This window comes from Sphingomonas sp. 10B4 (assembly GCF_035019905.1).
Classification (GTDB): Bacteria; Pseudomonadota; Alphaproteobacteria; order Sphingomonadales; family Sphingomonadaceae; genus Sphingomonas; species Sphingomonas glacialis.
On sequence record NZ_JASJVC010000001.1, the window covers coordinates 112,624 to 135,544 of the forward strand.

18 protein-coding genes are annotated in these 22,921 nt (G+C 67.2%); 8 read left to right on the top strand and 10 right to left on the bottom strand.

The window, feature by feature from the left end; all coding sequences use genetic code 11:
- Positions 1–12 precede the first annotated feature (12 nt).
- The 3 genes from QN347_RS00470 to QN347_RS00480 form a co-directional block, all read right to left on the bottom strand.
- A complete protein-coding gene (locus QN347_RS00470) occupies positions 13–918 on the bottom strand; it encodes a diacylglycerol/lipid kinase family protein (RefSeq protein WP_322163998.1) in 906 nt (301 codons plus the stop codon).
- Positions 919–1,040: 122 nt separating this feature from the next.
- The gene (locus QN347_RS00475) at positions 1,041–2,102 is read right to left on the bottom strand and encodes an AI-2E family transporter (protein WP_322163997.1); all 1,062 of its coding nucleotides are present in this window, start codon (positions 2,100–2,102) and stop codon (positions 1,041–1,043) included.
- A 166-nt stretch (positions 2,103–2,268) separates the two neighbouring features.
- Positions 2,269–3,207: a DUF808 domain-containing protein gene (locus tag QN347_RS00480; RefSeq protein ID WP_322163996.1), complete on the bottom strand. Its 939-nt coding sequence runs from the start codon at positions 3,205–3,207 to the stop codon at positions 2,269–2,271.
- 370 nt (positions 3,208–3,577) lie between these two features.
- On the opposite strand from QN347_RS00480, the gene QN347_RS00485 reads away from it, so the two are divergent.
- Positions 3,578–4,771 (top strand): YihY/virulence factor BrkB family protein, encoded by a 1,194-nt coding sequence (locus tag QN347_RS00485; RefSeq protein ID WP_322163995.1) that lies wholly within the window; start codon positions 3,578–3,580, stop codon positions 4,769–4,771.
- 172 nt (positions 4,772–4,943) lie between these two features.
- Here QN347_RS00485 and QN347_RS00490 read toward each other — a convergent pair whose 3' ends face one another.
- Entirely contained in the window at positions 4,944–6,602 is a 1,659-nt protein-coding gene (locus QN347_RS00490; protein ID WP_322163994.1) for a M28 family metallopeptidase, read from the bottom strand.
- 329 nt (positions 6,603–6,931) lie between these two features.
- On the opposite strand from QN347_RS00490, the gene QN347_RS00495 reads away from it, so the two are divergent.
- The 6 genes from QN347_RS00495 to QN347_RS00520 all read left to right on the top strand — a co-directional run bounded on the left by QN347_RS00495 (position 6,932) and on the right by QN347_RS00520 (position 16,208).
- Complete coding sequence (locus tag QN347_RS00495) at positions 6,932–9,784, top strand: TonB-dependent receptor domain-containing protein (protein ID WP_323493942.1); 2,853 nt, start codon at positions 6,932–6,934, stop codon at positions 9,782–9,784.
- Positions 9,785–9,855: 71 nt separating this feature from the next.
- Positions 9,856–10,536, top strand: a complete 681-nt coding sequence (locus QN347_RS00500) for an ABC transporter ATP-binding protein (protein ID WP_322163992.1) — start codon at positions 9,856–9,858, stop codon at positions 10,534–10,536.
- Positions 10,526–13,054: an FtsX-like permease family protein gene (locus tag QN347_RS00505; protein ID WP_322163991.1), complete on the top strand. Its 2,529-nt coding sequence runs from the start codon at positions 10,526–10,528 to the stop codon at positions 13,052–13,054. The genes QN347_RS00500 and QN347_RS00505 overlap by 11 nt, the downstream gene beginning before the upstream one ends.
- Entirely contained in the window at positions 13,054–14,118 is a 1,065-nt protein-coding gene (locus QN347_RS00510) for a carotenoid 1,2-hydratase (RefSeq protein ID WP_322163990.1), read from the top strand. The genes QN347_RS00505 and QN347_RS00510 overlap by 1 nt, the downstream gene beginning before the upstream one ends.
- A 63-nt stretch (positions 14,119–14,181) precedes the next feature.
- Entirely contained in the window at positions 14,182–14,508 is a 327-nt protein-coding gene (locus tag QN347_RS00515; protein WP_133187926.1) for a DUF485 domain-containing protein, read from the top strand.
- Positions 14,505–16,208 carry a cation acetate symporter gene (locus QN347_RS00520; protein WP_189677275.1) on the top strand — a complete coding sequence of 568 codons (1,704 nt, stop codon included), beginning with the start codon at positions 14,505–14,507 and terminating at the stop codon, positions 16,206–16,208. Before QN347_RS00515 ends, QN347_RS00520 begins: the two co-directional genes overlap by 4 nt.
- Positions 16,209–16,346: 138 nt before the next feature.
- Here QN347_RS00520 and QN347_RS00525 read toward each other — a convergent pair whose 3' ends face one another.
- The 6 genes from QN347_RS00525 to QN347_RS00550 form a co-directional block, all read right to left on the bottom strand.
- Positions 16,347–16,622 (bottom strand): HU family DNA-binding protein, encoded by a 276-nt coding sequence (locus QN347_RS00525; RefSeq protein WP_133187930.1) that lies wholly within the window; start codon positions 16,620–16,622, stop codon positions 16,347–16,349.
- A 189-nt stretch (positions 16,623–16,811) separates the two neighbouring features.
- Entirely contained in the window at positions 16,812–17,489 is a 678-nt protein-coding gene (locus QN347_RS00530; protein WP_322163989.1) for a nitroreductase, read from the bottom strand.
- Between the two features lie 118 nt (positions 17,490–17,607).
- Positions 17,608–18,999: a phospholipase D-like domain-containing protein gene (locus QN347_RS00535; protein WP_322163988.1), complete on the bottom strand. Its 1,392-nt coding sequence runs from the start codon at positions 18,997–18,999 to the stop codon at positions 17,608–17,610.
- A 214-nt stretch (positions 19,000–19,213) separates the two neighbouring features.
- Complete coding sequence (locus tag QN347_RS00540) at positions 19,214–19,420, bottom strand: helix-hairpin-helix domain-containing protein (protein ID WP_322163987.1); 207 nt, start codon at positions 19,418–19,420, stop codon at positions 19,214–19,216.
- Complete coding sequence (locus QN347_RS00545) at positions 19,417–19,911, bottom strand: nucleoside deaminase (protein ID WP_322163986.1); 495 nt, start codon at positions 19,909–19,911, stop codon at positions 19,417–19,419. The genes QN347_RS00540 and QN347_RS00545 overlap by 4 nt, the downstream gene beginning before the upstream one ends.
- Before the next feature lie 49 nt (positions 19,912–19,960).
- A complete protein-coding gene (locus QN347_RS00550) occupies positions 19,961–21,148 on the bottom strand; it encodes a DUF2252 family protein (protein ID WP_133191942.1) in 1,188 nt (395 codons plus the stop codon).
- Between the two features lie 297 nt (positions 21,149–21,445).
- Between QN347_RS00550 and QN347_RS00555 the strand changes: the two genes are divergently transcribed.
- A complete protein-coding gene (locus QN347_RS00555) occupies positions 21,446–22,861 on the top strand; it encodes a M20/M25/M40 family metallo-hydrolase (protein WP_322163985.1) in 1,416 nt (471 codons plus the stop codon).
- The last annotated feature ends 60 nt before the right edge of the window (positions 22,862–22,921 follow it).

The window sequence follows — 22,921 nt, forward strand, 5'->3', positions numbered from 1 at the left end:
GCGCCGACCGGATCAGACAGATGCAGCGCCGCGCGGCACCGCAATCTCGACAGCCTGCGCAGCGATCTTGGCAACGACTGGGGTCTTGGCGAGGACTTCGCCGTCGATCGAGATCTTCATCCGCGGCGTCGTCTCGATCCGGAAGGTGCAGCCGCGAAATTCGCGCGTGTGCGCCTGCCGGTCACGCAGCCGGAAGAACTTGGCGTACCAGTCGGCGGCAAGGCGCGCGCGGCTGCGACCGACGACCGCCTGGATGACGATCTCGCCGCTTTCCAGATTTGCGTTGTCGGACAGTTCGACACCACCATGATAGCATCCGTTGAGAATGCGGACCTCGGTCGACCACATCCGCCGCTCGACGATCCCGTCGTCGATCATCAGCCGGAACGCGCGGAAGCGGATCGAGCAGCGTAATGCCCAGAGGAGATATCCGACACGGCCGAGGTACCGCTTCAGCGCATGCGGCACGGTCTGCCCGATCAAGGCGGGCAGGCCGATCGAAGCGCCGTTGACGAAATAGTCGCCGTCGATCATCCCCAGATCGACGCGCCGGCGCTTGCCACCGGCAATCACCGCGATCGCGCCGTCGAGATCGAGCGGCAGCTCGAGCGTGCGCGCAAAGCTGTTGGCGGTGCCGAGCGGCAGGACCGCGAAGACGCAACTCTGGCCGATCAGTTCGTCGATCGTCCCCGACAAGGTGCCATCGCCCCCGCCGACGATCACCATCGGCGCGCCGTTCGCCACCGCGCGGCGGACCGTTTCGGCGAGCGCGTCGGGGTCCTCGACCGCATGGGCTTCGGTCAGCGTCATCCCCGCCGCCTCGAGCTTGGCCTTCGCCTCGACGAAGAGATCGCGCCCGCTCCGCGAATGCGCGTTGACGATCAGGGCCGCGGCGCGGGGGAGGGGGGCTGGAGTCATCGCATGACAACTCTCATGCAACGGTTTGGATGCCGCGCAGCACGGCGTGTTGGAACGACGGTGTTCGACGCCAACGGCATCTCCGGGCTTTCCGCGGTCGCTTCGTGCCAGCACGGTCGTCGTCAGGAGCGGGCGCTGGCATCCTCGCGAATTGGCGCGCCGTCGGTTCCGGCTGGATCGCCCAGCCGCTTTTCGGTCAGGATGCTCCAGCCCGTGATGAACAGCGCGCCAGCGATCGGGCCGACGACGATACCGCTGAGGCCGACCAGCTCGACGCCGCCCAGCGTCGTCACCAGGACGAGCCAATCGGGAATGCCGGTGTCGCGCCCGACCAGCATTGGCCGCAGAATGTTGTCGGCCAGGCCGATCACCAGCATGCCAGACGCAACGACCACGCCGGCTTGCCAATACGCACTCGTGGCCAGCAGGTAGACCGCCACCGGCGCCCAGATGATCGTCGGCCCGATCGCGGGCAGCAGCGCGGCGATCGCCATCAACACGCCCCACAACAAGGCCGCAGGCAGCCCGACGATCCAGAAGGTCGCGGCGCCGAGCGCACCTTGCACCAGGGCCACGACGACAGAGCCCTTGATCGTCGCCCGTGCGACCGAAACGAACTGGTCGGCGATCCGGGTCGCGACGCTCTGCTCGAGCGGAAGGCCGCGGACGATCGCCGGGCCGAGCCGCTCGCCGTCGCGCAGCAGGAAGAAGGTGACGTACAGCCCGACGCCGAATGCGAGCAGGAACGCCGCGGCGTTGGCGCCGATCGAGAGCGCGCGCCCGGCAAGCAGGCTCGCGCTGTTGCTCACCGCATCGACGACTTGGGTCTGCGCGCGCTCGAAGCTGCCGAAGCCGGCGCTGTCGAGCATTTGCTGGAGGCGGATCGGCAAGGCGTCGTGGATCTTTTCGAAATAGGACGCGATGTTGATCTGGCCTGAGCGGATCTGGGTATAGACGCCCGCTGCCTGGTCGACGACCATGCTGCTCACGATCAACGACGGCAGCACGATCGCGACGGTGATGATCAGCAGCGCGACCAGGGCGGCGCGGTTGCGGCGTCCCGGCCAATAGCCAAGCAAGCGCTGGTAGAGCGGCTGGAACAGGATCGCGGCAAGCGCGGACCACAGCAGCGCGCCGAGGAAGCTCGACACGACCAGTACCAGTCCGACCGAGATCGCGGTCACAAAGAGGATAAGCCCGCCGTTTTCAACGCGCTGTCGATCGATCGCGATTGTCTGGTCCTCCAAAGATGTTAGCCGGTGCAATGCGGTGGCAAGGCGACGAAATCTGTCGTTGCGGGGCCGTAACGCGCAACGGTGCGGATCGCTCCGTAAAAAACTGCCGCGCGGTTTATGCGTGCCCGCCGCGCAGCCGCGTCACCGCAGAATGCCCGAGCACGATCGCGCCGCCGACGACAAGGCCGACCACCGCCGCGAAGGCAGCGCCCGCGGTCCAGCTCGCCACGCCGCCGATCGCCGGCAGCGCGGCCGCGGCCGTGCTGAGGGCGTGGCTGACATGCGCCGGGCCGCGCACCCCGAAGGTCTCGAGCCCATGCACAAGGATGCCCCCGCCGACCCAGATCATCGCTGCCGTGCCGATGATCGCCAAGACGCGCATCAATATCGGCATGCCGATCACCAATCCGCGGCCGACCGCGCGGGAAACTGCGCCCTGCCGTTTCGCCAGGAACAGGCCGATGTCGTCCATCTTCACGATCAGCGCGACCACACCGTAAACCCCGAGCGTGATCGCGACGCTGACCAGCGCCAGCACGATCGCCTGAGTGATGATCGGCGACGACGCCACTTCGGCAAGCGCGATCGCCATGATTTCGGCCGACAGGATCAAGTCGGTGCGGATCGCGCCCGACACTTTCTGCGCCTCCAGCGTCGCGGCGTCGCCTTCCACAGGCGCGGCTTCCGCCGCATGCCCGCCGAAGATCGCCTCGACGACTTTCTCGGTCCCCTCATAACACAGATAGGCGCCGCCGAGCATCAACAGCGGGGTCACCAGCCACGGCGCGAAGGCGCTCAGCAGCAGCGCCGCCGGAAGCAGGATCAGCAATTTATTGCGCAGCGACCCGAGCGCGATCTTGCCGATGATCGGCAATTCGCGCTTGGCGGTGAAGCCCGCGACGTAGCGCGGCGTCACCGCGGCATCGTCGACGATCACGCCCATCGCCTTGCTGCCGGCCTTGCCGGTTGCGGCGGCGACGTCGTCGAGCGACGTGGCGGCGAGCTTGGTAATCGCGGCGACATCGTCGAGCAGTGCTACGAGTCCTGACGGCATGGTATTCCCTGTTATTGTCGGGTGATTGTCGAGTGGTTGTCGGTCCGCGAACGCGCGGATGTTCGGGGCGGGGCAAAACCAAGGTGAGGTAACGGTGGGCGAGACGGCAGCTCAGGCGGTGCTAACCGATCCAGGTACGATGGCTCAACGCGGCAACACGCTTCGTCGTCGCGCAGACATGCAATGTAACGCGCCAGCAACGGTGCGGAAACACAAAGCTGTCGGGAAGCGTGCCGAAATTGTGGCTCCGAGTGGCCCGCGGGAACGCTAGTGGAAGGCAGGTGTTCAGGCACCGCGTCACATGATCGGGCGCTGGAAACGGGCAGAGCTATTGAACGCGCAAGGGCATGACGCCACCACCCCGTGGCAGATGCCACCAAAGGCCTGGCTCAGCGTCGCAAAGCGCACCTGGGCCGAAACGGGGACCGACAATATTGGTCTGATCGCCGCTGGCGTCGCCTTTTACGGCTTTCTCGCGCTCGTGCCGCTGCTCGGCGCGATCGTACTGATCTATGGCATTGCCGCCGAGCCTTCGACCGTGATGCACAACATGAAGCAGTTGATGGCGGTCATGCCCGCCGAAGTTGCCAAGCTGATCGGCGAACAGCTGATGAACGTCGTCAAGACGTCCGACGGCAAGAAGGGCTTCGGCTTGTTGCTCGCGGTCGGTCTCGCGCTGTTTGGCGCGCGCAATGGGGCGGGCGCCGTGATCACCGCGCTCAATGTCGTGTATGAGGAGCAGGAAGCACGCGGTTTCGTACGGCTCAATCTGCTGGCGCTCGGCATCACCGCCGCCGCCGTGCTCGTGGCGATCCTGGCGCTGGTCGCGGTCGCGGCGCTCGGCTATCTCCAGGCGGTGCTTCCGCAGGCGCCCGATGCGGTCGTCGTGCTCGGGAAGCTCGTCGCCTATTTGCTGCTGACACTGGCCGGGGCGGGCGCGGCGGCGACGCTGTACCGCTATGGCCCGTCGCGGCAGAATGCGCGCTGGATATGGTTGACGCCGGGTTCGCTGTTCGCGGCGCTGATGTGGCTGGCGCTGACGGTCGGTTTCGGCGTCTACGTCGCCAATTTCGGCAATTACAATGCGACCTACGGCTCACTCGGTACGGTCGTGGTGACGCTGACCTGGCTCTATCTCTCGAGCTACATCCTGTTGTTCGGAGCCGAGCTCAATGCCGAGCTCGAGCATCAGACCGCCACGGATACGACCACGGCCGATGCGCCACTCGGGGCGCGTGGCGCCTGGGTCGCCGATTATGTCGCCGATGACGGTATCCCCGATGCACCGACCGCGGGCCTGACGGCGGCCAAACCGAGCCGGCTTGGAGACGTGGTCGCGAGCCGTGGGGCAGTCCATGCTGCACAGATGATCGGTCTGCCGAAAGTCGGATGGGTGCCATCGGCCGCGGCAACGCTCGGGCTCGCTTTGTTGCGGCGGGGGCGCGGGGTGTCGGGTGTGGCTGTGATCGGCGTTACCGCGGCGACTATATGGGCTTTGCGCGAACGCCCGGCAGCCCATTCGCGCGAGCCGGACCCGCCGCAATCCCCGGTGAGCGATCGATAACCGCCTTATCGCCGCATCACTTTGGACCGCTCGCGAACCGGGCAAGGAAATCGATGAGAGTCGATATTGATGAACGCGGGGCTCTGACCTGGGCGGCGGACCCGACTGTCCGATGCGGCAGCCCAATACGGACGGCCAATACCGCAGATCACCGGAACGCGGACGTGCTGGATCAGCGCCGCAGCGTTTCGCTTCGATCGCGCACCGCCTTGAACTCGGATCCGTCCTTCCAGCGTGGCCAGCCCGATGTGTGGGCGAGTTCGTCACCGATCTGACCGATCAAGCCGATGTCCTGCACCGCACCGGCGAGGTTCCAATCGGGGCTCCACTCGTCGCAGGCCTGGTGATAGCATTGCCCGGTATAGGCATCGATCCACGCTTGGCCGGCCTTGATGCCGCCTTGCTTGAGGTCGGTCGCGCCGGCAATTCCCATCATGAGCAACACCGGCACGCCGCGCTTGGCGAAGGAGAAATGGTCGGCGCGGTAGAACAGCCCGCGTTCGGGCAAGCCTTCGGGCGTGATGCGGCGGCCCTGCGTCGCCGCGACGCGCGCCATATCGTCTTCGAGCGTATCCTGCCCCTTGCCGACCAGCACCACGTCGTTGCCGGCCCCCGCGGTCTGGAGGATATCAATCGCGAGGTTGGCGACGGTCGTTTCGAGCGGGAAGACGGGGTGGGTCGCGTAATATTCGGACCCGAGCAACCCGCGCTCCTCGGCGGTCCAGGCGGCGAACACGACGCTGCGATCGGGCGCAGGACCCGCCTTGATCGACCGGGCGATCTCGAGCAGCCCGGCGATGCCGAGCGCATCGTCGTTGGCGCCGGCGCGATAGATGCGGCCCTGCGCATCGGGCGGGCCCTTGCCATACGCATCCCAGTGCGCGCCGAACATCACGCTTTCCTGCGCGCGCTTCGTGCCAGCGATCCGCGCGAGCACGTTGTGGCTGTCGATCCGTTCGTGGGTAACCGGGATGCTCGCATCGAGCGTCACGCCGGGCAGCGGCACCGGTCGGAAACCCGGGGTTCGGGCGGTGACTTCGAGCGCGGCGAGATCGAGCCCCGCCGCGGTGAAGAGCGCGCTGGCGGCATCGCCGGCGATCCAGCCTTGCAAGCGCAGGCTGGTAACGTCCTCTGGCTTGCGCGCGATGTCGTAATTCTCGCCGCCCGGGCTGATCACGACGTTCCAGCCATATCCCGCGCCTGCGGTCTCATGCACGATCAGCGCACCGATCGCCCCGCGCCGCGCGGCTTCCTCGAACTTGTACGTCCAGCGACCGTAATAGGTCATCGTGCGGCCGCCGAACTTGCCCGCCGCGGGTTCGCCGGGCTTGGCGGCGAAATCGGGGTCGTTGACGAGGAACACAAGCACCTTGCCCTTCACGTCGACGCCCTTGAAATCGTCCCAGCCACGCTCGGGCGCGGTGACGCCGTAGCCAACGAAGACCAGCGGGGCCTTGGCGATGCTGGCGACATCGTCGGGGCGGATCGTCGAGACATAGACCGAGCGCGATTGTTCGAGCGCGACTGCTGCCTTGGGCGTGTTGAAGCGCAGCACGCTCGGCGTTCCCAGCCGCGTATGGAGCAACGGCACCGTTTGCACCCATTGCCCGTTGGGGCCGCCGGGCTCGAGCCCGAGCGCCTGGAAGCGCGCGATGAGATAGCCGACCGTCCGGTCTTCCCCCGCGGTCCCGGGCGCGCGGCCCTCGAACGTGTCCGACGCGAGCGTCTTGACCGTTTCGGTCAAGCGGGCGGGGTCGATCGTCTGCTTGGCAAAAGCGGGGGTGGCGCTCGCGAGGAGCGCGGCGATCAAAGCGAGGGTGCGGAGCGTCATCGCCGCACTGTATCGCGCGCCTCTCGCAGCGCAACAGCGCGACGCTCGACCGTATGCGCCGTACCGACAAGAACGGATCCGCGTTGCACGGGACAGAGGAAGCGCGCGCTGCGCCGGTATGACCTTCGCCAGAGTCACCACCCGTAACGACTGTCTCCCATTTATCACAACATCTGCTGAAAAGGCCGATCCGGGCAGATTGCGCCTTGCCACCCCACGACAGATTGTTTCAGTTTCGTCGCATAGATCCGGAGAGAATGTCGCGAAGACGACTAACGGGGGATCGAATCATGCAAAACTTGACGTCGCGATACTATGCGAGTGGTGCCATGCTCGCACTCGCTGCGGGGCTGGCGGTCGCACCGGCATCGGCGCAGACCGTGCCGGACAGCGCAGCGTCGGCTTCCGATCAGGACATCGTCGTCACCGGATCGCGCATTCGTCGCAGTCCGCTCGACCAGGACAAGCCGGTCATCACCGTCGATCAGACCGCGATCGCGCGAACCGGCCTCAGTTCGGTCGCCGACGTGCTGCAACGCTTGCCGAGCGCGGGCGGCGGTCTCAACACCAAGGTCAACAATGCCGGCAATATCGGCGGCCCGCCCGATGGCACGGGCGTGAGCTCGGGTGCGGCGGAGATCGACTTGCGCTATCTCGGCGCGAAGCGGACGCTCGTGCTCGTCGATGGCCTGCGCTACGTCAACGGATCGTCGGCGGGGGGCATCCCGGCGTCGGTCGATCTCAACGAAATTCCGATGAACTCGATCGAACGGATCGAAGTGCTCCAATCGGGCGCTTCGCCGCTCTACGGCACCGATGCTGTGGCGGGTGTGGTCAACATCATCACCAAGCAAAACCAGAAGGGTCTGCGGGCCAACGCCCAGTTCGGCACCTTCCGCCAGGGCGACGGCCACACGCAGAATTACGAGCTGAGCTACGGCATCCAGAAGCCCGAAAGCGGGACGTCGGTGGTGCTCGGCGGCTATTACACCAAGCAGGAAGCGGTCAGCACCGCCAACCGCGCGATTTCGCAATTTCCGTCGGCGGGTGCGGTCTCGTGCGCCGACCCGGCCTTTGCCGCGAGTGGCGGGGTGGGATGTAGCGGTTCGCCGCCGCTCGGGCGCTACCGGGTGCTTGGCCAGAACCTGACGCTCAAGGCGCCGGTGATCGGCCGCACTGCGACGCTTGCCGATTTCAAGACCTTCACCGATGCCGACCGCTTCAACTTCGCGCCGTTCAACTATCTGCTGACGCCGTCCGAGCGCTACGGCGGCTTCCTCAACTTCAAGCAGGCGCTGAGCGATGCGGTCAACATGCGCGTCAAGTTGGTGTACAACCACCGGCATTCGCGGACCCAGGCGGCGTTCCTTCCGCTCGTGATCGGACCGGGCGCTGGCAACGGCAATCTGCTCGACCGGATCTCGGTCGATGCGAGCAACCCGTTCAACCCGTTCGGCGTCACGCTTTCCTCGGGCGTCAACCTCGACGGTACGCCGTCGGGGCGCCCGGCGAACTACGTCGCGATCAATCGGCGCTTCGTCGAGGGCGGCCAGCGCGTCTTCACGCAGGACGTCGATACCTTCTCGGGCACGGTGACGCTCGACGGCTCGTTCCATATCGGCGACCATAAATGGTTCTGGGACGCGAACGCGGTCTACGGGCTCAACGACGCGCACCAGCTGTTCACTGGCAACGTCAACGCCGCCAAGCTCGCGCAAGCGCTCGGGCCGGTGTCGCAATGCACCGGGGCGTGCGTGCCGTTCAACATTTTTGGCGGCGCGACGGTCGGCGGGGCCGGGTCGATCACCCCGGCGATGCTGTCGTTCGTGACCTTCGACCAGCGCGACAAGAGCCAGCAGGAGCTGAACGATTTCAGCGCCAATCTGTCGGGCGCGCTCTTCACGCTCCCCGGGGGCGATGTCGGCGTGGCGATCGGCTATGAGCATCGCGACCAGGGCGCGAGCTACGATCCCGATCCCGTGATCGTCGCGGGGCTCGGTGCCGACGTCCCGACCCAGCCAAGCCGCGGTCGCTTCAACGTCGATGAGATTTACGGCGAGCTGCGCGTGCCGATCCTCACGAACACGCCGTTCTTCCAGAAGCTCGAATTCGACGGTGCGGTGCGCCATTCGAACTATTCGACCTTCGGCAGCAACACCGTGTTCACCGCATCGGGCTTGTGGAAGCCGACCGCAGACCTGCTGTTGCGCGGCGGCTATGCCGAGAGCTTGCGCGCACCGAGCATCGGCGAGCTTTACGCCGGCGCGTCGCGGTCCGACCAGACGATCCAGGATCCGTGCACCAGCGGGCTCGGCGGATCGTTCCAGACGAACGCTACCGTGAAAACGAACTGCATCGCCAACGGCGTGCCCGCAAATGGCAGCTATGCCGAGCCCGCCGGGCAGATCGGCGTGTTCTCCGGGGGTAACGTCAAGCTCAAGCCGGAGACCGCGGTGACCTGGACCGCGGGCGGGGTGTACAGCCCGTCCTGGGCGCGGGGCGGCATCGCCAGCGTGCTCAGCCTCGAGGTCAATTACTATGCGATCAGCTTGAGCAACGCGATCGACTCGGCGCCCGCGTCCCTGATCCTGTCGCGTTGCGCGTTCAATGCCGATGCGCCAAACTGTGCGCTCGTCAAGCGCACGACCGTGGGCACCATCGCATCGGTGGGGGCTGTCTTGCAGAACCTCAACTCGATCAAGACCGACGGGCTCGACGGCACGTTCCTCTACCGCACGCCGCAGATCCACGGCGGAACCGCCGGGCTCAGCGTCAACGCCGCCTATCTGCTGAAATATGACGCGCTGCTGCCGACCGGCCTGCAGCAATGCGTCGGGAAGGAGCGCTGCCTCTCGGTCGACCAGGCGTTCCCGCGCTTCAAGCTCAATGCGACGGTCGATTTTGCGACGCCGGCGTTCGGGGCGTCGTTCACCGGTCGCTACATCAGCGCGGTGACCGAGAACAATGCGACCAAGCACCGGATGGCGCCGACCTTCTACGGCGATATCCAGCTGTATCTGTCGCCCGCGTGGATGCAGAAGTTCAAGCTCGTTGCGGGCGTGAACAACGTCTTCAACAAGCAGCCGCCGGTCTGCATCACGTGCGACGGCGCGAACTTCGATGCGACGACCTACGATGTCCCCGGCCAGTTCGGCTATCTGCGGCTGTCGTACGGCTTCTGAGGCATCGGTCGGAGCGACCGACCGACGAGGATTGATCTTGTCGCCGCCCTGGCAAGCGGCGACAAGGGCTGATGGCCCATCCTGTTCTGCTGACGGTGCGCGCGCTCGCGAAAAGCGTTCCCGGACCGCGATCGCTGTTTCATGCGCTCGATCTCGAGGTGGCGGCGGGGGAGATCGTCGCGATCACCGGCGAATCGGGGGTCGGCAAATCGACGTTGCTCAATATCCTCGCCGGGCTCGACGATGCCGATACCGGCGAAGTGGCGGTCGAGGGCGTCGTGCTCGGCACGCTCGGGGAGACGGCGCGCACGCGGTTGCGGCGCGAGCGGATCGGCTTCGTCTTCCAGGCCTTCCACATCCTGCCCTATCTGACCTTGCGCCAGAACGTCGCCTTGCCGCTCGCGTTGGTGTCGGCCGACGGCGCGGCGGCGCAGGCCGAGGCGGAGGCGATGCTCGTCGCGGTCGGGCTTGGCGGGCGCGGCGAAGGCTATGCGCGCGATCTGTCGGGCGGAGAGTTGCAGCGCGTCGCGATTGCACGCGCGCTCGTCCACCGCCCGGCACTGATCCTCGCCGATGAGCCGACCGGCAACCTCGATCCCGAGACCGCTTCGCGCGTCCTGACGCTCTTCGCCAATGCTGCGCGAGAACGTGGTGCGGCGGCGGTCATGGTCACGCATTCCGATGCCACTGCTGCGATTGCCGACCGCGTACTGACGCTCACCGCCGAGGGGCTGGTCGCGCGTGCGCGCTGAGCCCGGCCTGTGGTCGGGACGGCTGGCGCTCGGCTGGCTGATCGGCGGCGAGTGGCGCTTTCACCCGGCGCGTTTCCTCGTCACCGCGCTGGCGATCGCGGTGGGGGTTGCGCTCGGCTTTGCGGTGCACCTCGTCAACGGATCGGCGCTGGCGTCGTTCGACAGCGCGGTGCGCGGGGTCAATGGCAGCGCCGACCTGAGCGTGAAGGCGACGAGCCGGCTCGGCTTCGACGAACGCCTCTACCCGCGCGTCGCGAGCGCGACGGGCGTTATGGACGCAAGCCCGGTCGTTCAGCTCGACGCGCGGATCGGGACGGCACGCGTGACGCTGCTCGGGCTCGACATTCTCCGCGCCGCAGCGGTGACGCCGACGCTGATCGGGGTTGGTGCGCAAGCGGCGAACGGGGTCGGCGGCGATGTCTTCGACGAAGCGAGCGTGTTCCTGTCACGCACGGCGCTCGAGCGGAGCGGGGCGAAACTGGGTGCGCGCGTCACGGTCGATGCGAACGGACGCGCGGTCCCGCTGCGGGTTGCGGGCACGCTGCCGGGGGTGGCCGACGGGAGTGCGGTCGCGGTGATCGACATCGCCGCGGCGCAGTGGAAGTTCGACCGGATCGGACGGCTCGATCGGCTCGACGTGGCGGTGACGGATCGCGCAGCGGCGGAAGGTGCGCTCGCCACGCTCCTGCCGGGCGATGCCGTCGTCTCGACCGCGCAGGCGCAGAGTTCGCAGGGCGATGCGCTGTCGCGCGCGTACCGCGTCAATCTCGACATGCTCGCGCTCGTCGCGTTGCTGACCGGCGGCTTCCTCGTGTATTCGGCGCAGTCGCTGTCGGTTGTCCGACGCCAGCGCGCGTTCGCGTTGCTGCGCACGCTCGGCATGCCGCGCGGCGGGGTGATCGCCGCGGTCGTCGCCGAGGGCGTGGCGATCGGCGTGATCGGATCGGGTCTCGGGCTGGCGGCAGGCTATGGCCTTGCCTGGGCCGCGGTGCAGTGGCTCGGCGGCGATCTGGGCGCCGGCTATTTTCGCGGGGCCGGGGCAGGGGTGGTGTTCCAGCCCTGGGCCGCGCTCGGCTTTTTCGCGATCGGCTTGCTTGCGGCGATCGTCGGGAGCGCGGTGCCGGCGCGGCTGGCGGCGCGCGCGGCGCCTGCCGCGGCGCTTAAGAACGCCGGCGATGTGCTCGATCCGCGGCAGCGCGTGGCGTGGTGGCCCGCCGCGCTGTTGCTGCTGACGGGGGGCGTGGTGTCGCTGCTGCCGCCTATCGCGCACTTGCCGGTGTTCGGCTTTGTCGGGATGGCGCTGTTGCTCGCCGGGGGCATAGCGGGCGTGCCGTGGTTCGCCCGCGCGCTGCTCGCGCCGCTCGCCGCGCGCGCGATCGGAACCGTCCCGCGCCGGCTCGCGATCCGGCATTTGCACGGTGCGCCGGGCGAGGCCGCGACAGCGCTGTGCGGTATCGTCGCCTCGACTGCGCTGATGATTGCGATGGCGACGATGGTGACGAGCTTCCGCGGCGCGGTCGACGACTGGCTCGGCGATGTGCTCAGCGCCGATCTCTACATGCGCACCAATGCCGGCGCGAGCTTCGACCCCACGACGCGCGCGACGCTCGCCGCGACGCCTGGCGTTGCGCGTCTCGCCTTCGGGCGACAGCTCCAGCTGACGATCGCGCCCGATCGTCCCCCGATCGCGCTTGTCGCGCGGCCAACGCCCGACGCCGGGGATCGGCAGTTGGTGCTGATCGCGCGCGCCGACGCGCTTCCGGCGGGCGTTCCACCGATATGGGTGTCGGAGCCGGCGGAGCGGCTTTACGGCTGGCACCCCGGCGCCGTGATCCGATTGCCGATCGGCGGTGGCACGCGCTTTGCGGTCGCGGGGGTGTGGCGTGACTATGCCCGCCAAGGCGGGGCGGTGCTGATCGATGCGGCGGCGTATCAGCGCTTGACCGGTGACACTGGGCGCGACGAGGCCTCGGTCACGCTCGAGCCGGGCAGCGACGCCGCGGCGGTGATCCAGCGGCTGCGCGCGCGGCTGAGCCCGGCGCTCAGCGATCAAGTCGACATCACGCAGCCGGCGACGCTGCGCCGCTTCGCGCTGACGCTGTTCGATCGGAGCTTTGCCGTGACCTATCTGCTCGAGGCGATCGCGATCCTGGTCGGGCTGGCGGGCGTGGCAGCGACGATGTCGGCGCAGACGCTGGCGCGCGAACGCGAGTTCGGAATGCTCCGCCATCTTGGCCTGACGCGGCGCCAGCTCGGGGCGATGCTCGCGACCGAGGGGGCGATCGTCGGGCTGACGGGTGCGCTGGCGGGGATCGGGCTCGGCCTCGTGCTGTCGCAGGTGCTGATCCATGTCATCAACCCGCAATCGTTCAACTGGACGATGGCGACGCGCGTGCCCGTCGGGACGCTGGTCGCGGTGGCGGCCGCGCTCACCGGGGCGGCGGCGGTGACCGCGCTGCTGGCTGGGCGACGCGCGACGTCGCGCAGCGCAGTGCAATCGGTACGGGAGGATTGGTGATGCGCGTCTCCCCGGTCATCGCAATGCTCGCCGCGGCGAGCCTGACCGCGTCGGCGCCGGCGCCCTATCCCGTGGTGAAGCCCGGCATCACGCTGCGCTTTCCGCGTGACCACGGCGCGCATCCGCAGTTCCGCACCGAATGGTGGTACGTGACGGGCTGGCTGCGCACCGCCGACGGCGCCGATCTCGGCTTCCAGGTCACGTTCTTCCGCACGCGGCCGCCGGTCGATCCGGCCAATCCGAGCCGCTTTGCCGCCGGGCAAGTGCTCTTCGCCCACGCAGCGCTGTCCGACCCGCGGATCGGGCGCTTGCTCCACGGCGAGCGCTCCGCCCGCGCCGGGTTCGGCCTTGCGGGCGCGAGCCCCGCCGATGCCGATGTCACGATCCGCGACTGGCGTCTGCGCCGCAGCTCCGACGGGCATTGGGCGACGCAGGTGGCTGCGCGCGACTTCGCGCTTGCGCTCGCCTTCGCGCCGACCCAGCCGCCGCTGCCGCAAGGCGCGGGGGGCTATAGCCGGAAGGGCCCGGAACCTAGTGCAGCGAGCTATTATTATTCGATCCCGCACCTCAAGGTCTCGGGCCAGGTGCGGCGCGGCGACAAGTCGGTCGCGGTGACCGGCGAGGCGTGGCTCGATCGCGAATGGTCGTCCAACTATCTGCAGGGCGAAGCGCAGGGCTGGGACTGGACCGGCCTCAACTTCGACGACGGCAGCGCGCTGATGGCGTTCCGCATCCGGCGCAAGACGGGCGGCACGCTATGGGCGGGGGGATCGCTGCGCCGCGCCGACGGCACGACGGTCGTGCTCGCGCCGGGCGACGTGGCGTTCCGCCCGGTGGCACGGTGGCGCAGCCCGGTGACGGGCGCGGTCTATCCGGTCGCGCAGGAGCTCAGCGTGCGGTTGCCCGACGGCGTGCACCGCTGGCCGCTCACCCCGCTGTTCGCGGCGCAGGAACTCGACGCGCGGCGCAGCGGTCTGCCGGTCTATTGGGAGGGCGCGGTGCGGACGACGGGCGGGCGCGGCTATCTCGAGCTGACGGGCTATGACCGCGCATTGAAGATGTGACGTCTTGGCGGTTTACGCCGTAAGGTGCGTTGCCAAGCGCCGCATCCTTGTGGATGATGCGCCATGCCCCCATCACCCCAATCCGACGCCGCGCTCGAAGCGCGCATTGCCGCCGACCCGCGATACGCCGCGCTCGTGCGCGACCGGCAGCGCTTTTCGTGGACGCTCACCGCGATCACCGTGATCGTCTATAGCAGCTTCATTTCGCTCATCGCGTTCGACAAGCCGCTGATGGCGCAGCCGATCGGCGGCGGCACGATCAGCCTCGCGGTGGTGCTCGGCGCGGCGATGCTGATCGGCACGGTGGCGATTTGCGCGGTCTATGTCCGGCGCGCGAACGGCGAATACGACGCCCGGCTCGCCGAGCTGCTCGCGAGCGTTGCCGCGTGACGCGCAACCTGTGGTGGACCGCCGGCCTGCTCGCGTTGCTCGGCTGGGCGACCGGCGCGACCGCGGCGATCGGCGGCGCGATCCAGCGTCAGCCGACGAACTGGACCGCGATCCTGATGTTCGCAGGGTTTGTCGGGATCACCTTGTTCATCACCGGCGCGGCTGCCCGGCGGACGCGGACGGTCTCCGATTTCTATACCGGCGGCGGCATCACCGGCTTCCAGAACGGCCTAGCGATGGCGGGCGACTATTGCTCGGCGGCGTCGTTCCTCGGGATCACGTCGCAGATCTTCAACGATGGCTATGACGGGTTGATCTACGCGATCGGCTTCCTCGTCGGCTGGCCGATCGTGTTGTTCCTCGTGGCCGAGAAGCTGCGCAACCTCGGCCAGTTCACCTTCGCCGACGTCGCCTCGTACCGCTTCCTCCAGGGCCCGGTGCGCAGCTTTGCCGCGCTGAGCACGCTGCTCGTCGTCTCCTTCTATCTCATCGCGCAGATGGTTGGTGCCGGGCAGCTCGTCCAGCTGCTGTTCGGTCTGCCGTATCTCTATGCGATCACCGTCGTCGGCGGGCTGATGATGATCTACGTGCTGTTCGGCGGGATGCGCGCGACGTCGTGGGTGCAGATCATCAAGGCGGTGATGCTGCTGTGCGGTGCGAGCTTCCTCGTGCTCGGCGTGATGGCGCATGTCGGTTTCTCGTTCGAGACGCTGTTCGCGCGCGCCGTCGCGATCAAGACGCGGCTGGCGCTCGAGAGCGGTCTTTCACCCGCCGATGCGGCGGCCAAGGGGCGTGCGATCATGGGGCCGGGCGGGTTCATCAAGGATCCGATCTCGGCGCTATCGTTCGGCTTTGCGCTGATGCTCGGCACTGCCGGGCTGCCGCACATCCTGATGCGCTTCTTCACCGTTCCCGACGCGCGCGAGGCGCGCAAGTCGATCATGTGGGCGACCGTCTGGATCGGCTATTTCTACGCGCTCACCTTCGTCCTCGGATTCGGCGCGATCGTGATGATCTCGTTCAACCCGGACTATGTCGGCGTGGACGGGCTCTTGCGCGGCGGCAACAACATGGCGGTGATGCACCTCGCGCATGCGATCGGCGGGAATCTGTTCCTCGGCTTCATCTCGGCGGTCGCTTTCGCGACGATCCTCGCGGTGGTGGCGGGGCTGACGCTATCGGCGGCGTCGGCGATCTCGCACGACATCTATGCGAGCGTGCTCCGCAAGGGCGATGCCGATCCGGTCAAGGAATTGCGCGTGTCGCGGATCACGACGATCCTGCTCGGGATCTCGGCGATCATCCTCGGCGTCGTGTTCGAAAAGCAGAACGTCGCGTTCATGGTCAGCCTCGCCTTCGCGCTCGCCGCGTCGGGCAACTTCCCGGTGCTGGTGATGTCGCTGCTGTGGAAGGGCTGCACCACCAAGGGCGCGGCATGGGGCGGCGCGATCGGCCTGCTCGCGGCGTTCGGCCTGACGGTCGTGTCGCCGGTGATCTGGGTAGCGGTGTTCGGGTTCGATCACGCGATCTTCCCGTACAGCTCGCCGGCGTTGTTCTCGGTGCCGGCCGGGTTCTTCGCGATCTGGTTGATTTCGACGCTCGACCGGTCGCCCCGCGCGGCGATCGACCGGGCGGCTTATCCAGCGCAGCGCCTGCGGTCCGAAACCGGCATCGGCGTCCACGACTCGGTCGCGCACTGAGCGGGAGGGACGCGCCGCCGGTTTGGTGGCGGGCGGTGCGCAAGCGGGGGTGCTGCGAGTCGCGGAGCATGATGCCGCCGCGACCTGCACCCCGTGCGCGCATCGGGATCCGGTCGGGTCCCGATGCGCGACGATGGATCAGCCGTTCAGCGCATCCTTGAGCGCCTTGGCGGGCGCGAAGCCGAGCTTCTTCGACGCTGCGATCTGGATGGTTTCGCCGTTCGAAGGGTTGCGGCCTTCGCGTGCGGGGCTGTCCTTGACCTTGAACTTGCCGAACCCGGCAAGCGCGATTTCTTCACCGGCCTGCGCCGCTTCGGTGATCGCTGCGAAGACGCTATCGACGATCGCCTTGGCGTCGGTCTTGGGGATGCCGTGTGCGGTGGCGATTTTTTCGTTCAGGTCGGCATTGTTCATGAGACATGTCCTGCAGAAGAAAGGGAGCCGGCGCCCTAACGAGCGATCCGCGCCATGACCAGTGGGTGTGTGACGGACAGAGCCCGGATTCGGTGCGGTTTGTGCGCAAAATCGGTGGATGCGAGGCGCAAAGACCGCAAATGCGGGGTTAACTGCGGGCCGTGGGCGCCGCGGCCGGCCGAGCGCGGCTCACTCCCCGAATCCGACGAAAACCGCGGCGTCCGCGACCGATCGGCGCTCGGACACGACGGCGTTCGCGGGAAATTCAGCGTCGGGCCAGCCCAGGGCGATGCTCTTCATGATGACCTGATCGTCGGGGATCCCGGCATGTTCGCGCACGACGGGGGATTGCATGATCCCCTGACTGTTGATCACCGTGCCGAGTCCGCGCGACCAGGCGGCGTTGACCAGCGCGGTCGCGACTGCGCCGCAGTCGAACGCGGTGTCGTCGCTTTCCGCGAGGTCGCGATCGTAGGTGATGATGACGCAGATCGGCGCGTCGAACTGCCGAAAGCCGCGCATCACCCAGTCCTGCCGCGCATCCTTGTCGTCGCGCGCGATGCCCATCGCGGCGAAGAGCTGCTTGGCGACGCCGATCTGGCGGTCGCGATGCGGGCCGGCGAACGCGGTCCCGGTGCGGAATTCGCGCGACTGCGGGATTCCCGCCATCATCCGTTCGGTGTTGCCGGCGCGGATCGCATCGAGCGCGCTGCCGCCGATGACGTAGAAATGATAGGGCTGGGTGTTCATCGACGAGGGCGCGCGCATCGCCAGCATCAGGATCTCCTCGATCAGCGGGCGCGGCACCGGGTCGGGGCGATAGCCGCGGATGCTGCGCCGTCCGAGGATCACATCGTCAAAGTCCATGGGAGCTCCTTTTCGGGGGATGGCTACGCCGCGTCACGCGCTAAGATCTCGCGCCACGTTGCAAGCAGGGCCGAAGCCCCGGCTACGGGAAGCGCCAGCCGGGAAACCGCATGCCCCATCACCCGAACGGATGGCGAAGCCGACGAAAAAGTCCGCGCTTGGCGACGCTTTCGAAGATTTCGGACGGGTTTTCTGGGTCGAGCACCTCATTGTCGGCGAGCCAAGCTTCGACCTCGCTGAGATCGGGGATTTCGTACGGCCGCAGCGATCGGCCCGTGCCGCGCAGCGCCTCGATCGTCGCGATCAGCGAGCCGCTCGAGTCGATCTGCGCGGCTACCTTGGCGACCGACACGCCGAGATGCTCCGCGATGAGGCCATCGCGGATCGCGCGAATGGCATCGGCACCTTCGTCGCCGGCGTCGATCGTCACGTCGCATTCGGTGTCGAGGCCCAGCGAGCGATTGTTCATGTTCGCCGATCCGATCCGGAGCATGCGCCCATCGACGATCATCACCTTGGCGTGGACATAGATCGGCGTGCCCTTCTCCGTGAACGGATGGTACAGCCGGAGCCGGCCGTGGGGGTCGCGCTGCTTCAGCGCTGCGACGAGGCGCGCGCGCGCCGTGTCCATCGCGAGTGGCTCGAGCCAGCCCTGGGCGTGCTCGGGATTGATGATCACGATCTCGGGACCGTCGGCTTCGGTCAGTCGCGCCGCGATTGCCTCGGCGATCTTGCGCGACGCGAAATACTGGCTTTCTGCATAGATCGAGACCTTCGCCGAAGCGATCTGCGCGACGAACAAATGCTCGATCTCGCGAATTTCGGGGCAGTCGGGCATGTCGGGCGAGGTTCGGGCAATCCCGACCTGAACCTGCTCGAACTCGGTTGCCAGCCCCTTGGGCCAGCAGCGCCCCGGCGTATCGGCCGCCTCGACCGGGTCGAGCGGGTGCCCGCCGGCATGTCCCCAGCGATCGCGGGCGAGCTCGCCCAGCGCCGCCGCAACGGGGCCCTGCAACGCGGTCGTCGCATCGTGCCAGGGCGTATAGGGTTTGCCATTGGCCAGTACACGGCGTGGCTCGACATCGCGGTGATGCCGCGTGTCCCACCGCTCGCTCGTCATGTCGATCCCGCCGCAGAATGCGAAACAATCGTCGATCACGACGATCTTCTGGTGATGCGAACCGCCGGTCGGGTGGAAACTGTCGAGCTTGGTATGGATCCGCGGATGCTGCATCCACCGCGCCAGCGTGAGGATGTTGGAGCCGCGCACGAGCGTCTTGAGCGCGCCGACGTCCCACCGCAGCAGGAAGATCTCGAGCTCGGGATTGCGCTCGGCGAGCCAATAGATGAAGTCGCCGACCGCCTCCGGCTCGCCGGCTTCACGGTCAGATCCGACGAGGTGGATGCGTGCGTCGAAATCCCAGCCGATCAGCATGATCCGGCGACGCGCCTGAAGCATCGCCAGCCGGGCGTTCTTGAAATAGTCGTCGGCGTCGATGAGCACGCTCATCCGGGTTGCCTCAGCGACGCGCCAGAATGCCTTGTTGTCCAAGCCCACGCGATGTCTTCCCAATTGCGTCGTGTAACGATCCGTCCAAAGGCTGATTGGCCAAGGTCGGCTCCACACGCAATCGCTTCTTATCAGACTCGCGTCACGCAGCCCTAAAGGTCTTGTGGCAGCTTGCTCAGAAACGCCGGGCTGAATCGCTGTCGGCTACGGCGATTCAGTCGCCGCCAACCGTCAGAGCCGCCTTGCTTGCATCGGCCTTGCCGGTGAGGCCCGGCACCTCGTCGAGCTGGCGCAGATCGGTAAATCGACCACGCTCGCCGCGATAGCGCACGATCTCGAATCCGTGGCCTTCCAATCCCGGCACTTGGTCGAGTTCCTGGGCGCTGGCGGTATTCACGTCGATGAGGGGCGCCGTGCTCATAGATTTGCCTGCTCTTCCTCGGGGAGGGTCGCGTCGGGTCCGTAATAGAGGGTGGCGCATTCGTCGGCGAGGCAGCCGCCCTCGATCGTGATGTCGTCGCGATAGGCATCCTGGATGAAACCCAGCGTATCGACGTGGCGCGCCTCGAAATACATCGGGTGGACATCGTCCCGGCCCGCCCCGAAGACGACGCGCCCGACCTTCGACCAGATCGAGGCCATCGTGCACATGCCGCACGGCTGCAGCGTCGAATACAGCGTCGCGCCGCGCAGTTCGAGTTCGCCCGTGTCTTCGCAGGCTCGGCGGATCGCCATCATTTCCGCATGTGCGGTCGCATCGGGCAGTTCGTGCGTCTGGTTGCGCTCGGCTGCGATGACCTTGCCATCGAGCACGATTACGCAGCCGAGCGGCGAGGTTGATGGGTCCGAACCCTTCGACCGCGCGACCTCGATCGCCATGCGCATATACATCTCATCGTCATTCGCGTGCATCGGAATCTCCTTGGTGAAGGCGCAACGCATATCGCGCGAAATCGACGCGTCAGGCGGCGAGCGCATAGCGACGGCAATGGTCGAGATAGCCCGCCTCATGGCTGCCCGCGAGCGAAACGACGCTTTCCCAGAGCCACGACGGCGTGTCGATCGCACCGCGACGGTCGGCCTCGAGCACGGTGATCCACGCCTCGCGCGTCGCGCTGTCCATTTGCCGGGCGTGCGCCTTGCCGACGACGAAGGCGAGATAGCGCGCCGAGCGAACGGCTTCTGCATGGTTGAACTGGTCGACCTCGAGCTTGAGATCCTGCGGCGCCAGTTCGCGGATGAACAGTGACCGGCCGAGCATGCGAACCGCCTTCATCCGCGTGCCCAGATGCGGCGAGAGCGCGCGCGCCGCGGCGACGACGCGGTCGCCATTGTCCGCGGGCATGGCCGCGTCGGCGGCGGCGGGTGCGATCGGCGCGGTTGCTTCCTTCAAATCGACCAGCGCGTACGACCAGCGCCCCTTGCTCGTCTTCATCCCGACGATCGCGGCATAGCGGAGCAGCCCGAGCGAACTGCAGCCCTTCATCCAATATGCGGCATCGACCAGGCGCACTTCGCGATCAGCCGGCTTGCCCTTCATCGACAGGATGAGGTGCGCGACAGCAGGATCGGCGAAGAGCTGTTCGAGCGCGGCACGCTCGTCTGCCGCCAGCGCCCAGAACTTCTTGCCGAGCGGTATGCGCGGCTCGATCGCTTCGAGCCGCTCCTTGGCGAGATGCCGCCAGCGCCGGCCCAGCGCCGCACGCTTGATGCTGCGGACGACCTCGGGCTCGACGCCCGGGTCGCCGCTGGTCGGATCGTGAATGGCGGCGGCATAGCCATCGATCATTTCTTCCATCATCCGGGCGGTCGTGACGCCAGGCAGATCCGACCCGCGCGCAGCAGTCGCCAGGGACAGGCCAAGCCGGATGAGATCATGCGCGGGATTGCCGATGACGGCCTGATCCAGGTCGCGGATCTGGATCTCGACCCGCCCGTCGCCATTGGCGAGGGGGCCGAGATTGCCGAGATGGCAGTCGCCGCAAATCCAGATCGCCGGACCTTCGGGCACGCGGCGCGCGGCAGGCGAGCCCGCGAGCCACTCGTAGAATTTGGCGGTGTTTCCGCGAACATAGGCGTGCGCCGAGCGCGCCATCTTCAGTGTGCGTGTGGCTTCGAGAACGGCGGTACGGTCGGTAGGCAAAGGCATCGTCAGGCGGACCTCGGTGAGTGGCGATCGCATCAACGCGCATCGGCCGCATTTGTAACGCAGTGTTGCGGAAGTGTTGGGACGCCGGGGAAAACGTCTGGAATTTGTCCGCGACGCGCGCGTCGAGCGGGGCGATGCAGCCAGGCCGCAGCTTCGGCATCGGAACGCCGCGGGGGCGGGGGGACACCGCCGCGGACCGATCCGCGCCCGCGTAAAAGATCGCTCCGCCAAGGCTTCCCGATTGCCCTTTGTCTGCGCATAGTGTGCGCCAAGGGACGCCAGACACGGGGAAGCACGATGAAGAATGCCGCGACGATCGCCATCGGATTGGCGACGCTGACGAGCCTGTTTGCGGCGCAGCCCAGCGCGGCGCAAACGCTGCGGCCCGACCAGCAGGCGTTCCGCGCGCTTTACAAGGAAATGGTCGAAACCGACACCAGCATCACGACGGGCAGCTGCACCGCGCTTGCCGGCAAGGTTGCCGCGCGCTTCAAGGCGGCGGGCTTCGCCGACGCACAGATCACGCCGTTTTCGGTCCCCGATCATCCCAAGGAAGGCGGGCTGGTCGTCGTCTATCCGGGCAGCTCGAAGAGCGTCAAGCCGATGCTGCTGCTCGGCCATATCGACGTGGTCGTCGCCAAGCGCGAGGATTGGGTGCGCGATCCGTACACGCTGATCGAGGAAAACGGCTATTTCTACGGCCGCGGCACCGCCGACATGAAGGCGCTCGACGCGATCTGGGTCGACAGCCTGATCCGCTTCAAGCAGCAGGGATACCAGCCCAAGCGCACGATCAAGCTTGCCTTGACGTGTGGCGAAGAAACGAGCTGGGCGTTCAACGGCGCGTCGTGGCTCGCGGCGAACAAGCCCGAGCTGATCGCTGCCGAATTCGCGCTCAACGAAGGCGGTGGCGGGCGCAGCGACGGGCATGGCAAGCTCGTCATCTCGACGCTGCACGTCGGCGAGAAGACCGCGATCAACTACCGCGTCGAGGCGACCAATCCGGGCGGGCACAGCTCGGCCCCGGTCAAGGAAAACGCGATCTACCAGCTGTCCGACGCGATGATCCGGCTGCGCGCCTATGATTTTCCCGTGATGATGACCGACACGACCAAGGCCTATTTCCGCACCGCCGGCGTCGCGCGCGGCGACGCGATGGGGCGTGCGATGATCTCGCTTGCCGCCAATCCCGCCGATACCGCGGCGCTGGCACTGGTCGACACCGACAAGAGCTACCATTCGATGCTGCGCACGACGTGCGTCGCGACGCTGCTCGACGGTGGCCATGCCAATAACGCGCTGCCACAGCGAGCCGGCGCGAACATCAACTGCCGGATCTTCCCTGGCGTTTCGCCCGACGCCGTGCGCGACCAGATCGCTGCCGTCGTCGCCGATCCCGCACTGACCGTAAAGCAGACCGACAGCCGCGGGCCAGTCGCCAAGCCAGTGCCGCTCGACCCGAAAATCGTCGAGCCCGCGCGGACGCTGCTCGCCAAATACTATCCCGGCGTGCCGCTGAGTCCGATGATGTCGACCGGCGCGACCGACGGCATCTTCTTCGAGGCGATCGGCATCCCGGTCTATGGCCCGCCGGGCACGTACGGCGACCCCGACGGCAACGGCACGCACGGCCTCAACGAGCGCGCGATCGTCAAGGCGGTCTATTCGGGGCGCGATTACCTGTTCGATCTGATCAAGGCCTATGCCGGCTGAGCAACGCCGGGCGGGATGATCGCCCGGGGTCGACACGCTGCGGCTGCCTTCGCTAGGCTC

Excerpts from the sequence above, each read along its gene's own strand:
- QN347_RS00535 (WP_322163988.1), bottom strand. The coding sequence starts at position 18,999 with ATGAGCGTGCTCATCGACGCCGACGACTATTTCAAGAACGCCCGGCTG.
- QN347_RS00550 (WP_133191942.1), bottom strand. The coding sequence starts at position 21,148 with ATGCCTTTGCCTACCGACCGTACCGCCGTTCTCGAAGCCACACGCACA.
- QN347_RS00525 (WP_133187930.1), bottom strand. The coding sequence starts at position 16,622 with ATGAACAATGCCGACCTGAACGAAAAAATCGCCACCGCACACGGCATC.
- QN347_RS00510 (WP_322163990.1), top strand. The coding sequence starts at position 13,054 with ATGCGCGTCTCCCCGGTCATCGCAATGCTCGCCGCGGCGAGCCTGACC.
- QN347_RS00500 (WP_322163992.1), top strand. The coding sequence starts at position 9,856 with ATGGCCCATCCTGTTCTGCTGACGGTGCGCGCGCTCGCGAAAAGCGTT.
- QN347_RS00495 (WP_323493942.1), top strand. The coding sequence starts at position 6,932 with ATGCTCGCACTCGCTGCGGGGCTGGCGGTCGCACCGGCATCGGCGCAG.
- QN347_RS00480 (WP_322163996.1), bottom strand. The coding sequence starts at position 3,207 with ATGCCGTCAGGACTCGTAGCACTGCTCGACGATGTCGCCGCGATTACC.
- QN347_RS00555 (WP_322163985.1), top strand. The coding sequence starts at position 21,446 with ATGAAGAATGCCGCGACGATCGCCATCGGATTGGCGACGCTGACGAGC.
- QN347_RS00515 (WP_133187926.1), top strand. The coding sequence starts at position 14,182 with ATGCCCCCATCACCCCAATCCGACGCCGCGCTCGAAGCGCGCATTGCC.
- QN347_RS00490 (WP_322163994.1), bottom strand. The coding sequence starts at position 6,602 with ATGACGCTCCGCACCCTCGCTTTGATCGCCGCGCTCCTCGCGAGCGCC.
- QN347_RS00540 (WP_322163987.1), bottom strand. The coding sequence starts at position 19,420 with ATGAGCACGGCGCCCCTCATCGACGTGAATACCGCCAGCGCCCAGGAA.
- QN347_RS00485 (WP_322163995.1), top strand. The coding sequence starts at position 3,578 with ATGCCACCAAAGGCCTGGCTCAGCGTCGCAAAGCGCACCTGGGCCGAA.
- QN347_RS00470 (WP_322163998.1), bottom strand. The coding sequence starts at position 918 with ATGACTCCAGCCCCCCTCCCCCGCGCCGCGGCCCTGATCGTCAACGCG.
- QN347_RS00530 (WP_322163989.1), bottom strand. The coding sequence starts at position 17,489 with ATGGACTTTGACGATGTGATCCTCGGACGGCGCAGCATCCGCGGCTAT.
- QN347_RS00545 (WP_322163986.1), bottom strand. The coding sequence starts at position 19,911 with ATGCACGCGAATGACGATGAGATGTATATGCGCATGGCGATCGAGGTC.